The following is a 12,431-nucleotide window of genomic DNA, read 5'->3' on the forward strand; positions in this document are numbered from 1 at the left end:
AACAGGGTACGGGCAGCAGTGCGCGTCTCCAGGGGATCTTGACCGAAAGTGACCAGGGCCATGGCGCGCGACCGCGCGGCCGGCGGGGCCGTCCGGGTGGGGCGCGCCCCGCAGGCACCCGGTCAGTGCAGGGCTGCCCGCTCCGCCGGGAGGTGGTCCAGACGGCGCAGGATGACACCCTCGCGCAGCGCCCAGGGACAGATCTCCAGCTCCTCGACACCGAGCAGGTCCATCGCCCCCTCGGCTACCAGCGCCCCGGCCAGCAGCTGCGCGGAACGCCCCTCGGAGACCCCGGGCAGGCGGCCCCGCTGCTCGACGGTCATCGCCGCCAGCTTCGGAACCCACTCCTCCAGGGCCTTACGGGTGAGGACGCGCTGGACGTACAGACCCTCCGTCGAGCGCGCCGCGCCCGCGATCCTGGCGAGCTGCTTGAAGGTCTTGGAGGTGCCGACGACATGGTCGGGGCGGCCGAAGCGGGTGAACTCGCCGACGCTGCGGGCGATCCTGGCCCGCACATGGCGGCGCAGCGCCTTCACCTCCAGCGGGTCCGCCGGGTCGCTCGGCAGCCAGGCGGCGGTGAGACGCCCGGCCCCGAGGGGCAGCGACACCGCGGCGTCGGGCTCCTCGTCGATACCGAACGCGACCTCCAGCGAGCCGCCGCCGATGTCCAGGACGAGCAGCTTCCCGGCCGACCAGCCGAACCAGCGGCGGGCCGCGAGGAAGGTGAGGCGCGCCTCCTCCTCACCACTGAGGACCGCCAGGTCGACACCGGTCTCCTCCCGCACCCGCGCCAGCACCTTGTCGGCGTTGGTCGCTTCCCGTACGGCGGAGGTGGCGAAGGGCAGCACATCCTCGCAGCCCTTGTCCTCGGCGGCCTGGAGCGCACCGGCGATCGTCGACACGAGCCGCTCCACGCCCACCGGGCCGATCGCCCCGTCCGCGTCGAGGAGCTCGGCCAGCCGAAGCTCCGCCTTGTGCGAATGCGCGGGCAGCGGGCGGGCGCCGGGGTGGGCGTCCACCACCAGCAGATGAACCGTGTTCGACCCCACGTCGAGGACTCCGAGTCTCATACCCGGAACGCTACTGCTCCGGCGGACTTACTCTTGGCGCGTGCCAAAGACGAAAAAGGCGAAGCCGGACAAAGCCACGAAGAAGCAGAAAACGAAGCGGGAGATGCAGCAGCCGGAAGCAAAGGGACCCGACAGGCCCGACGAGACGGGGATCGACTTCGCGCGTGCCTGGGTCGAGTTCCCGGACCCCGCGGACGACGAGCAGATCTTCCGCTGCGACCTGACCTGGCTGACCTCCAAGTGGAGCTGCATCTTCGGCAGCGGCTGCCAGGGCATCCAGGCGGGCCGCGCGGACGACGGGTGCTGCACCCTGGGCGCCCACTTCTCCGACGAGGACGACGAGAAGCGGGTGGCCGGTCACGTCGCCCGGCTGACTCCGGACCTGTGGCAGTTCCACGACGTCGGTACGGAGACGGGCTGGGTCGGTATCGACGAGGACGGCGAGCGGCAGACCCGGCGCTGGGAGGGCTCCTGCATCTTCCAGAACCGGCCCGGCTTCGCGGCCGGCGCCGGCTGCTCCCTGCACATCCTGGCGCTGCGGGAGGGCAAGGAGCCCCTCGAAACCAAGCCGGATGTGTGCTGGCAGCTGCCCATTCGGCGTACGTACGACTGGATCGACCGGCCCGACGACACCCGGGTGCTCCAGGTGTCGATCGGGGAGTACGACCGCAGGGGCTGGGGCCCGGGCGGTCATGACCTGCACTGGTGGTGCACCTCGGCGACGTCGGCGCACGGGGCGGGGGACCCGGTGTACGTGTCCTACCGGCCGGAGCTCACCGAGCTGATGGGCAAGCAGGCGTACGACCGGTTGGTCGAGCTGTGCGAGGAGCGGTTGTCCTCGCTCCTGCCGATGGCTCCGCACCCGGCCGATCCGAGCAGCTGACCGGCGAGGTGGGCCTGCCTGCGGTGAGGTGGCCCTCTGGCGGTGAGGCCGGCTTTCCGGCGGTGAGGCCGTCCTTCCGACGGTGAGGCCGTCCTTCCGACGGGCGGCGCGGGCTTTCGCCCGACCCGTCGGACGGTCAGCCCGTCGGGTCCGTGGTCGTCGGGCTCGTCGACGGGTCCGTGGGGCTGGTGGGTTCGGTCGGGTCCGGCGATGTCGGCGGGTCGGTCGGATCCGTCGGGCCGGTCGGATCCGTCGGCCCCGGGGTCGATTCGGTGGGGCTCGGAGTGGGGTCCGGTGACGGCGTCGGGTCCGTCGGGGTCGGCGTGGGGGTCGGTACCGGGTCCGTGGGTTCCGCCGGCCCGGACGGGGTGCCGGGTACCGAGGGGCCGGTCGAGTGCTCGGGCGGCGGCGCCGTGGCCCCGTACCCGTCGATCACGACCACGGACCCCTCGGGGTCGAAGCCGACCTGCGCGCGCCACGGGCCGTCCGGCTCGGCGCCGTGGTCCACGGAGACCCGGACGGTGATGCTCCGGCCCGGGGCGAGGGTGCCGGACGTACTGCTGAGGTGGAGCCAGGGCGCGTCCACCCAGGCCGACCAGGAGACGGGTTCGCTGCCGGACGCCCTCAGCGTGATCGTCGTGAGGTCGCCGGACGTGCGGGCGGTGACGGTCAGACCACCGGGACCCTGTCGGCTGCCGGTGCTGATCACCTCGGCCGAGACGTCCGGGGTACGGGCGCCGGGCGTGAAGCGGCCGCTCTTGTCGGGACGGGCGTTGCCCGCGTTCTCGTAGTGGTCGTACGCCTCGTCCTCCAGCCCGCCCGCGCCGTCCCTCTCCGTGGCCGCGATCGTGGATCCGGCATGGCCCTCCCCCGTCTGCGGCGCCCCTCGGTACGCGGCCCAGAGGGCGATCACCGGCGCGGCGACGACGGTGGCGACCACTGTGGTCGTCAGGACCCGGGCGCGCAGCCGGTCCCGGCGGGCCGCGTGGTCCTTGGGGTCCAGCGGAAAGCCCGCCCGGCCGAAGCGCGGGCCGCCCGACCGGGAGCGCTGGGCGTGCGCCATGGCGACCTGGACGGAGGGGCGGGGCGCCTCGACGACCGGCAGCGCGGCGGCGGGGCTGACCGCGGCGCCGGGCCACGGTCCTGCGGCGCCGGCCCGCTCGGCGGCGCGACGGCAGCGGGGGCAGTCGTCGACGTGGCGGACGAGTTCGCGGCGCAGGGCGGCGGAGAGCAGGACCTGGTGGTCGCCGGTGAGCCGGGCGACGGTGGGGCAGTTGCCGGTCTCGACGACGGCGAGGGCGGCGCGGGTCCGCTCCACCTCGCAGGCCGCCGCCGCCAGGAGCTCGCGCGCGACGACGGGTTCGAGGCCGAGGACGGCGGCCACGGCGCGCGGGGGGAGCCGGTGGCGTACCGCGAGTTCGAGCGCTTCGCGCTGCTCGGGGGTGGTGCCGGCGGCTTCGGGCCAGGCCAGCTGTGCGAGTTCACGACGGCGCGCTTCCACGGCCGGGGACTCGGAGGGTGCGGGGACCGCTGCTTCCTCGGGGCCCGACGGGGCGTCGGGTGCGGAAGGGGCGGGCGGGTCGGTCTCCGGCGTACTCGTGCGCGTACGACGGGTGGCGCGCGCACCTCCTTTGGCCGGCTGGCGGTGGGCCTGGCGGCCCCGCTTCTGCTCGGCGAGCCTGCGCAGACACATCCACCTGGCCAGGGCGTACAACCAGGATTTACGTTCCTCCTCGCCTTCCGGGCACCGGCCTTCCTGCCGTTCGGCGACGACGAGGACCGCGCCGAGCGCCTCGGTCGCCGCCTCGTGGTCGCACAGGACGGAGAGGCAGTAGGTGAAGAGGCCGTCGAGATAGGGGTCGTAACGTGCGGGCGTTCGCTGTGCCGACGAGTGGGGGGCGCGGCGGTGCGCCCGGTGTGCGCCGGTGGGGTGTGTGGGGGTCTCCAGCCTGGTGCTCGTCACCTGGCGACCGTAGGCAGGGCACGGCACACCCTTAGCACCTCTTGACCACATTTAATCCTTACGGGTGAACGTATCCCTCAAAAGAGGACACGAATTCCGCTTTCTCGCAGAAGCCCCTCCGCGCGCCCCCGCGCCGGTCCTCACTGTCCGACCACCCCTATACGGTGGCGCCATGGCTGCCCGTACGAAATCCGCGAAGGACCGGCCGTCCTACCGCTGCACCGAGTGCGGCTGGACGACCGCCAAGTGGCTCGGCCGTTGCCCCGAATGCCAGGCATGGGGGACGGTCGAGGAGTTCGGCGGTGCCCCCGCCGTGCGGACGACGGCCGCGGGCCGGGTCTCCACCGCCGCCGTCCCCATCGGCCAGGTCGACAGCCGCCAGGCCACCGCCCGCTCGACCGGCGTGGGTGAGCTCGACCGCGTCCTGGGCGGAGGTCTCGTGCCGGGCGCCGTCGTGCTGCTCGCGGGCGAGCCGGGCGTCGGGAAGTCGACGCTGCTGCTGGACGTCGCCGCCAAGGCGGCGAGCGACGACCACCGCACGCTGTACGTCACGGCCGAGGAGTCCGCGAGCCAGGTCCGGATGCGCGCCGACCGGATCAAGGCGATCAACGACCACCTCTACCTCGCGGCGGAGACCGATCTGTCCGCGGTGCTCGGCCATCTGGACGCGGTCAAGCCGTCCCTTCTCGTCCTCGACTCCGTACAGACCGTGGCCTCGCCCGAGATCGAGGGGGCGCCCGGTGGCATGGCCCAGGTCCGGGAGGTGGCCGGAGCGCTCATCCGGGCCTCCAAGGAGCGCGGCATGGCCACGCTGCTGGTCGGCCACGTCACCAAGGACGGCGCGATCGCCGGGCCCCGGCTCCTGGAGCACCTCGTCGACGTGGTGCTGTCGTTCGAGGGCGACCGCCATGCCCGTCTCCGTCTCGTCCGCGGCGTCAAGAACCGGTACGGGGCGACGGACGAGGTGGGCTGTTTCGAGCTCCACGACGAGGGGATCACGGGCCTCGCCGATCCCTCGGGCCTCTTCCTCACCCGTCGTGACGCACCGGTTCCCGGCACCTGCCTGACGGTCACACTGGAGGGCAAGCGGCCCCTCGTCGCCGAAGTGCAGGCGCTGACGGTCGATTCGCAGATCCCCTCGCCCCGGCGCACGACCTCCGGGCTGGAGACCTCCCGGGTGTCGATGATGCTGGCGGTGCTGGAGCAGCGGGGGCGGATCAGCGCCCTCGGAAAGCGGGACATCTACAGCGCGACGGTCGGCGGCGTGAAGCTGACCGAGCCCGCCGCGGACCTGGCGATCGCCCTCGCGCTGGCCAGCGCGGCGAGCGACACCCCGCTCCCCAAGAACCTGGTCGCGATCGGCGAAGTGGGCCTTGCGGGCGAGGTCAGGCGGGTGACGGGGGTGCAGCGCAGGCTGGCCGAGGCGTACCGCCTGGGGTTCACCCACGCACTCGTGCCGAGCGACCCGGGGAAGGTGCCGGCCGGTATGAAGGTCACGGAAGTCGCCGACATGGGCGACGCCCTCAGAGTGCTCCCGCGCCGGTCTCGTCAGGACGGACCACAGGAGGACAATGCGCGCCGGTAGACTTTGCCCTGGTCTCGCCCGCCCGTACGAACGGTATGAGGGACGCAAGGGCATCGCAAACCTGTGACCGGAGGAGTGCAGTGGCAGCCAACGACCGGGCAGCATCGCCCGGAAAGTCCGGCCAAGGCACCGGTAACGAGGCGCTGATGCGCGCCTCGTTGAGCGCGGTCGCGCCCGGAATGGCCCTGCGGGACGGCCTGGAGCGCATCCTCCGGGGCAACACCGGCGGGCTGATCGTCCTCGGCATGGACAAAACCGTCGAATCCATGTGTACCGGCGGTTTCGTGCTGGACGTGGAGTTCACCGCGACGCGGCTGCGTGAGCTGTGCAAGCTCGACGGTGCGCTGATCCTCGACAAGGACATGACGAAGATTCTCCGGGCCGGCGTCCAGCTGGTCCCGGACGCGTCGATCCCCACCGAGGAGACCGGCACCCGCCACCGGACGGCGGACCGGGTCTCGAAAGCCTGCGGCTTCCCGGTCGTGTCGGTCTCCCAGTCGATGCGCCTGATCGCGCTGTACGTCGACGGGGAACGCCGGGTCCTGGAGGAGTCCTCCGCGATCCTGTCGCGCGCCAACCAGGCACTCGCCACGCTGGAGCGGTACAAGCTCCGGCTGGACGAGGTCGCCGGCACGCTCTCCGCGCTGGAGATCGAGGACCTGGTGACGGTCCGGGACGTGACCGCCGTCGCGCAGCGCCTCGAAATGGTCCGCCGCATCGCGACGGAGATCGCCGAGTACGTGGTGGAGCTGGGCACCGACGGCCGGCTTCTCTCCCTCCAGCTGGACGAGTTGATCGCGGGCGTCGAGCCCGAGCGGGAGCTCGTCGTACGCGACTACGTGCCGGAACCGACCGCGAAGCGGTCCCGCACGGTCGCCGAGGCACTGACGGAGCTGGACGCGCTCTCGCACACCGAGCTGCTGGAACTGCCGGTCGTGGCAAGGGCGTTGGGGTACAGCGGCTCTCCGGAGACGCTGGACTCCGCGGTGTCGCCGCGGGGATTCAGGCTGCTGGCGAAGGTGCCGAGGCTGCCGGGGGCGATCATCGAGCGGCTGGTGGAGCACTTCGGCGGTCTGCAGAAGCTGCTCGCCGCGAGCGTGGACGATCTCCAGACGGTCGACGGGGTCGGGGAGGCGCGGGCACGGAGCGTGCGCGAGGGACTGTCCCGGCTGGCGGAGTCGTCGATTCTCGAGCGGTACGTCTAGGAAAGCCGCGGGGGTGGGGCGGGCGCCGGGTCCTCCGGCGGCCGTCCTTCGTCCTCGAACGCCGGACGGGCCCGGCTCGTGAGCCGGTGACCGAGAGGCCCTAGTCCTTCGGCAGGACGAACGAGGCTCGTTGGAGGGGTACGCCCGGAGCCTTGGCCTCCAGGAGATACGTACCGGGGCCCGCCTCCGTCGTGGGGGCGGACGCGCACTGGGGGCTGCTCTTCTTGCGGTCCCACTCCACGGTGTGGACGACCGTCGCACCCGCGGGGATCTTCAGGAACAGGTGGCCCGAAGCGGCCGGGCAGTCCTCGGAGGACCAGATGCGGTCGTCCTCGCCGCCGGCCTCGGTGATCGTGAGCACCGCGTTCTTCGGGCCGAGGTCGGCCTTGCAGGTGGCGGCCGAGGTGTTCTTGGCGATCAGACGGAACACCGGCTTGTCGTCGGGGCCGTAACTGACCTCGGTCTTCAGACTCAGCCGCAGGGCCGTGGGCTTGCAGTCGGGAAGCGGGGAACCGGCCGGTACCTGCTGGCCTGTTGCTCCGTCGGCGCCCGAGGCGCCGCCCGTCCCGGAGGGCGTGGCACCGGGGGATCCGGTGGCGTCCGTTCCGCCCGTACCGCCCGGCTCGGTGTCGCCGTTGCCGGCGTCCGAACCCGCGTCCTCGCCGGACTCGTCGCGTCCGCCCGGCTGTTGGCTGATCGCGGGTCCCGATCCCGAAGGGCCGGGGGTGATCGAGTTGGCGGGATCAGGTCCGTCGGCCTTCGCGTCGCCGCTGCCCCCGTTGCCCCCACCGGACGTGACGGCCCAGGCGATCAGCACGGCGAGCAGCGCAATCAGGGATGCCGCAACTGCCCTCCGTCGCCAGTAGATGGAGGAGGGAAGCGGCCCGACCGGATTGCGCATAGATCCCACGGCGCAAACTCTACGAGAGAACCGGGCCAACTCCCGCCCCACCCGCCGCTCCGATCGCCAAGTTTTGCGGATCATCATCACGGACGTGCCGGAAGACAGGTCCGGACACGGGCAGAGGGGACAGAACGGGTGGCGTCGGCACCCCCAGGGCCCTCCGGAAGGGCGACACCCCTGCGGCCGTGAACATCGCCCCGCCTTCCGTGCCAGGATCGTCAGTGCGATGACTGCCACGACTTCGACACCCACGTCCCCCGCATCCCTCCACACCCCCGTCATCGGGTGGTTCGAGCAGCACGCCCGCGATCTCCCCTGGCGCCGCCCCGAAGCGGGCGCCTGGGGTGTGATGGTGAGCGAGTTCATGCTGCAGCAGACCCCGGTGAGCCGCGTCCTCCCCGTGTACGAGCAGTGGATGGCCCGCTGGCCGCGCCCCGCGGACCTGGCCGCCGACGCACCCGGTGAAGCCGTCCGCGCCTGGGGCCGTCTCGGCTACCCCCGCAGGGCGCTCCGCCTGCACGGGGCCGCACAGGCGATAGCGGAACGGCACGGCGGCGACGTGCCGAGCGAGCACAACCAGCTGCTGGCGCTGCCCGGTATCGGCGAGTACACGGCGGCGGCCGTGGCCTCGTTCGCGTACGGACAACGCCACGCGGTGCTCGACACGAACGTCCGCCGGGTGTTCGCCCGCGCCGCCACCGGCATCCAGTACCCGCCGAACGCGACCACCGCCGCCGAGCGCAAGCTCGCCCGGGCGCTGCTCCCGGACGAGGACGAGCGCGCGGCCCGCTGGGCCGCCGCGACGATGGAACTCGGCGCACTGGTGTGCACCGCGAAGAACGAGGACTGCTCGCGCTGCCCGATCTCCGGACAGTGCGCCTGGCTGCTGGCCGGGAAGCCCGCACACCAGGGCCCGCCTCGCCGGGGCCAGACGTACGCGGGTACGGACCGGCAGGTGCGGGGCCGGCTGCTCGCCGTCCTGCGTGAGGCGGTGGCACCGGTCGGTCAGTCCGCGCTCGACGCGGTGTGGGACGAACCCGTGCAGCGTGCGCGGGCTCTCGACGGCCTGGTCGCGGACGGCCTGGTCGAGCCGCTGCCGGAGGGCCGGTACCGGCTGCCGCTGACCTGAGTCCCCGCCTGGTCCGCACACGGCTCCAGGGACGGGCCCTGGCGCTGTTACACAACCGATGGGCAGCCGTGCGTCCGCGTATGGCTGCTCCGGACAGCCTCGTGACAACGCCTCCGTAGCGTCTTCGACAGCAGTGACCACGGGGACTTACGGGGACGGAGGCGGTTGTAATGGCGCAGGGCGAGGTGCTCGCATTCGAGGACTACGTACGGACCCGGCAGGATGCCCTGCTGCGCAGTGCCCGGCGCCTCGTTCCCGACCCCGTGGACGCCCAGGACCTGTTGCAGACCGCCCTGGTGCGTACGTACGGCCGCTGGGACGGCATCGCCGACAAGTCCCTCGCCGACGCCTATCTGCGCCGCGTCATGATCAACACGCGTACGGAGTGGTGGCGGGCCCGCAAGCTCGAAGAGGTCCCCACCGAGCAGCTTCCCGACGCGAGCGTCGAGGACGGTACCGAACAGCGCGCCGACCGCGCCCTGCTGATGGACGTCCTGGGCGTGCTGGCTCCCAAGCAACGCAGCGTCGTCGTGCTGCGACACTGGGAGCAGATGAGCACGGAGGAGACGGCCGCTGCTCTCGGTATGTCGGCGGGTACGGTGAAGAGCACGCTCCACCGGGCGCTGGCGAGGCTGCGTCAGGAGCTGGAGAGCCGCGAGGCGCTGAGCCGGGAGGCCCACAGCCGCGAGGCGGACGTGCGTCGTACGCCCGGGGCGCCGGTGCGTGCGCACACACCGGCGCGGCACGACGGGCGTCACGACGAGCGGGGGCGGGAGCGGTGCGCGGCCTGAGAGACAGCGGCGACGGCACGGTCGACAGCGCCTCGCGCGACAGCGTCGGGACGACCGGAACAGCCCGCCGGAGCAGAGGATTCCGTGCCGGACTGGCGGCGAGCGGTACGGCGATGGCCGGGCTCGCCGCCTTCGGACTGTTCTGCGTCAGCTGCTCCGCGAGCGGTACGGGCACCCGCGACGAGGGCCCGGCCGGAACGAAACCGGTCGCCCAGGCCAGCCCCACGCTCGCCACCCCCTCGACGACGGCGCTGCCCGCCCGGCGGGTCGACGCAGTGACGCTGCTGAAGCGGGATTCCGAGGTGAGCCCGCGGATCAGGACCGATCTCAGGCCCTGCTCCGGGGACGAGTACCCCATCGACACCTCGTACGGATCACTGACCGACGGCCCCGCGGCCGATGTCGTGGTCAACGTGCTGACCTGCGGCGATTCGGTGGGCATCGGCACCTACGTCTACCGCCCCCGGGACGACGGCTCGTACGAGAACGTCTTCGCCGCCGAGATGCCCGCGGTCTACGGCACGATCGACCGCGGTGATCTGGTGGTGACGACGCAGGTCTACGAATCGAAGGACTCGGTCGCGTACCCCTCCGGCGAGGAAGTGATCACCTACCGCTGGGCGGACAACCGGTTCAGCGAGCACGACCGCGTGCACAACGACTTCAACCGGGCCGTCGGCAGCGGGGAGGGCGAGCTGCCCGTGCCGGTGGACCCCACCAGGAACTGACCGAGACCGACCGTACGGAAAGCAGTCGCATGGCCGAGACCCACGTCCTCTTCGTCGAGGACGACGACGTGATCCGCGAGGCCACCCAGCTCGCGCTGGAGCGGGACGGATTCGTCGTCACCGCGATGCCGGACGGACTCTCCGGCCTGGAGGCGTTCCGGGCCGACCGCCCTGACATCGCCCTGCTCGACGTGATGGTGCCGGGGCTGGACGGCGTCAGCCTGTGCCGCCGCATCCGGGACGAGTCGACCGTGCCCGTGATCATGCTGTCGGCGCGCGCCGACTCGATCGATGTGGTGCTCGGCCTGGAGGCCGGGGCGGACGACTACGTCACCAAGCCGTTCGACGGGGCGGTCCTCGTCGCCCGCATCCGTGCCGTGCTGCGCCGTTTCGGACACGCGGCGGGGACCGGCGGACAGCAGCACGGTACGGCCACCGAGTCCCCGTACGGGACCGACGGTGTGCTCGTCTTCGGCGATCTGGAGATCGACACCGAGGGCATGGAGGTGCGCCGCGGAGGACGTCAGGTCGCGCTCACGCCCACCGAGATGCGCCTGCTGCTGGAGTTCTCGTCCGTGCCCGGCACCGTGCTCTCGCGCGACAAGCTGATGGAACGGGTCTGGGACTACGGCTGGGGCGGGGACACCCGGGTCGTCGACGTCCATGTGCAGCGGCTGCGGACCAAGATCGGTCAGGACCGGATCGAGACGGTCCGCGGCTTCGGTTACAAGCTCAGAGCATGAAGGGGCGGGCCCTGCGGACCGGCGTCCGCTGGAAGATCAGCATCGCAATCGCCGCAGTCGGCGCCCTCATCGCGGTGGCGCTGAGCCTGGTCGTCCACAACGCGGCACGCGTCTCGATGATCGAGAACGCGCGCGAAGTGCAGTTGGAACGACTCCTGTTCGCCCAGCGGCTGTACGAGGCGACGAACGCGAAGAACAACACGCCCAAGTTCGGTGCGAAGCTCAACGACCCGGCGATGCCGCCGAGCCTGCGCGACGAGGTCCGCGGCAACCGCCGCGCCACCCACGTCGACGAGTACGAGAACGGCGTGCCCGACGTCTGGGCGGCCGTCCCGCTGGCCAACGGCGACATCCTCTCGCTGCACACCCGCTTCGCCGACCGCAGCGCCACGATCATGAGCGACCTCGACCGGGCACTGATCATCGGCTCGGTCTCCGCCGTGCTGGGCGGCTCCGCGCTGGGCGTGCTGATCGGCGGTCAGCTCTCGCGCAGGCTGCGCAAGGCGGCAGCCGCGGCGGGCAGGGTCGCGCAAGGCCATACGGAGGTACGGGTCAGGGAGGCCGTCGGCGGGGTCGTCCGCGACGAGACCGACGAGCTGGCCGGCGCGGTGGACGCGCTCACGGACGCGCTGAACGGACGCATCGAGGCGGAGCGGCGGGTCACCGCCGACATCGCCCATGAGCTGCGCACTCCGGTGACCGGGCTTCTCACGGCGGCCGAGCTACTGCCGCCGGGGCGCCCCACCGAGCTCGTACGCGACCGGGCGCAGGCGATGCGGACGCTGGTCGAGGACGTGCTCGAGGTGGCGCGGCTGGACAGCGCGTCCGAGCGGGCCGAGCTTCAGGAGCTTCCGCTGGGCGAGTTCGTCAGCCGCCGGATCGCCCTGCTGGGCCCGGACGTCACGGTGCGGGTGATCCACGAGTCGTGGGTCTCCACCGATCCGCGACGCCTGGAACGCATTCTGGGCAACCTGCTGGGGAACGCCGCCAAGCACGGGGCCTCGCCGGTGGAGGTCACGGTCGAGGGCCGGGTGGTGCGGGTACGCGACCACGGGCCCGGGTTCCCCGAGGAGCTGCTGAGGGAGGGGCCGAGCCGGTTCCGTACCGGAAGCAGCGACCGGGCCGGGCACGGGCACGGCCTGGGCCTCACGATCGCGGCGGGCCAGGCGCGGGTGCTGGGCGCCCGGCTGACCTTCCGCAATGTGGTGCGGGAGGACGGGGCCGAGGGTGCGGGCGGCGCGATCGCCGTGCTGTGGCTGCCGGAGCACGCTCCGACGGACACCGGCAGTTTCCCGGTCCTCCAGCTGGCGGAACAGGGCAGGACCGGCCCGCCCGCGCAGCGGGCCGGGCTCAAGAAACAGCGGACGGGCTCGAAGGACCGAGCCCGTCCGGCGACCGAGGACGGAAAGGACACCGGGAGGACCCGGTGA

Annotated in this window: 11 protein-coding genes; 8 read left to right on the forward strand and 3 right to left on the reverse strand. The window is 72.2% G+C overall.

All coding sequences use genetic code 11. The features are described from left to right. Window positions 1-122: 122 nt before the first annotated feature. Window positions 123-1,070 (reverse strand): Ppx/GppA phosphatase family protein, encoded by a 948-nt coding sequence (locus tag OG230_RS15740; RefSeq protein WP_328910844.1) that lies wholly within the window; start codon window positions 1,068-1,070, stop codon window positions 123-125. A gap of 40 nt (window positions 1,071-1,110) precedes the next feature. On the opposite strand from OG230_RS15740, the gene OG230_RS15745 reads away from it, so the two are divergent. Then, a complete protein-coding gene (locus OG230_RS15745; RefSeq protein ID WP_328910845.1) occupies window positions 1,111-1,953 on the forward strand; it encodes a hypothetical protein in 843 nt (280 codons plus the stop codon). A gap of 136 nt (window positions 1,954-2,089) precedes the next feature. On the opposite strand, the gene OG230_RS15750 is transcribed toward OG230_RS15745, so the two are convergent. Beyond that, entirely contained in the window at window positions 2,090-3,916 is a 1,827-nt protein-coding gene (locus OG230_RS15750; RefSeq protein WP_443051559.1) for a BACON domain-containing protein, read from the reverse strand. Window positions 3,917-4,088: 172 nt separating this feature from the next. Between OG230_RS15750 and radA the strand changes: the two genes are divergently transcribed. Continuing rightward, window positions 4,089-5,501 (forward strand): DNA repair protein RadA, encoded by a 1,413-nt coding sequence (gene radA / locus OG230_RS15755; RefSeq protein WP_328910847.1) that lies wholly within the window; start codon window positions 4,089-4,091, stop codon window positions 5,499-5,501. A gap of 80 nt (window positions 5,502-5,581) precedes the next feature. Then, window positions 5,582-6,706: a DNA integrity scanning diadenylate cyclase DisA gene (gene disA / locus OG230_RS15760; protein WP_328910848.1), complete on the forward strand. Its 1,125-nt coding sequence runs from the start codon at window positions 5,582-5,584 to the stop codon at window positions 6,704-6,706. 100 nt (window positions 6,707-6,806) lie between these two features. Here disA and OG230_RS15765 read toward each other — a convergent pair whose 3' ends face one another. Beyond that, window positions 6,807-7,607, reverse strand: a complete 801-nt coding sequence (locus OG230_RS15765) for a hypothetical protein (RefSeq protein ID WP_328911415.1) — start codon at window positions 7,605-7,607, stop codon at window positions 6,807-6,809. A 229-nt stretch (window positions 7,608-7,836) separates the two neighbouring features. On the opposite strand from OG230_RS15765, the gene OG230_RS15770 reads away from it, so the two are divergent. From OG230_RS15770 to cseC, 5 genes are all read left to right on the forward strand, one after another. Beyond that, complete coding sequence (locus tag OG230_RS15770) at window positions 7,837-8,739, forward strand: A/G-specific adenine glycosylase (protein ID WP_328910849.1); 903 nt, start codon at window positions 7,837-7,839, stop codon at window positions 8,737-8,739. 170 nt (window positions 8,740-8,909) lie between these two features. Continuing rightward, a complete protein-coding gene (locus OG230_RS15775) occupies window positions 8,910-9,530 on the forward strand; it encodes a SigE family RNA polymerase sigma factor (RefSeq protein WP_328910850.1) in 621 nt (206 codons plus the stop codon). Further along, complete coding sequence (locus tag OG230_RS15780) at window positions 9,518-10,258, forward strand: hypothetical protein (protein WP_443051560.1); 741 nt, start codon at window positions 9,518-9,520, stop codon at window positions 10,256-10,258. Before OG230_RS15775 ends, OG230_RS15780 begins: the two co-directional genes overlap by 13 nt. A gap of 29 nt (window positions 10,259-10,287) precedes the next feature. Next, window positions 10,288-11,001, forward strand: a complete 714-nt coding sequence (gene cseB, locus OG230_RS15785; RefSeq protein ID WP_328910851.1) for a two-component system response regulator CseB — start codon at window positions 10,288-10,290, stop codon at window positions 10,999-11,001. Then, entirely contained in the window at window positions 10,998-12,431 is a 1,434-nt protein-coding gene (gene cseC / locus OG230_RS15790; RefSeq protein WP_328910852.1) for a two-component system sensor histidine kinase CseC, read from the forward strand. Before cseB ends, cseC begins: the two co-directional genes overlap by 4 nt.

The organism is Streptomyces sp. NBC_00234, from assembly GCF_036195325.1.
Lineage (GTDB): Bacteria > Actinomycetota > Actinomycetes > Streptomycetales > Streptomycetaceae > Streptomyces.

Excerpts from the sequence above, each read along its gene's own strand:
- OG230_RS15770 (WP_328910849.1), top strand. The coding sequence starts at position 7,837 with ATGACTGCCACGACTTCGACACCCACGTCCCCCGCATCCCTCCACACC.
- cseB (WP_328910851.1), top strand. The coding sequence starts at position 10,288 with ATGGCCGAGACCCACGTCCTCTTCGTCGAGGACGACGACGTGATCCGC.
- cseC (WP_328910852.1), top strand. The coding sequence starts at position 10,998 with ATGAAGGGGCGGGCCCTGCGGACCGGCGTCCGCTGGAAGATCAGCATC.
- OG230_RS15740 (WP_328910844.1), bottom strand. The coding sequence starts at position 1,070 with ATGAGACTCGGAGTCCTCGACGTGGGGTCGAACACGGTTCATCTGCTG.
- radA (WP_328910847.1), top strand. The coding sequence starts at position 4,089 with ATGGCTGCCCGTACGAAATCCGCGAAGGACCGGCCGTCCTACCGCTGC.
- OG230_RS15775 (WP_328910850.1), top strand. The coding sequence starts at position 8,910 with ATGGCGCAGGGCGAGGTGCTCGCATTCGAGGACTACGTACGGACCCGG.
- OG230_RS15765 (WP_328911415.1), bottom strand. The coding sequence starts at position 7,607 with ATGCGCAATCCGGTCGGGCCGCTTCCCTCCTCCATCTACTGGCGACGG.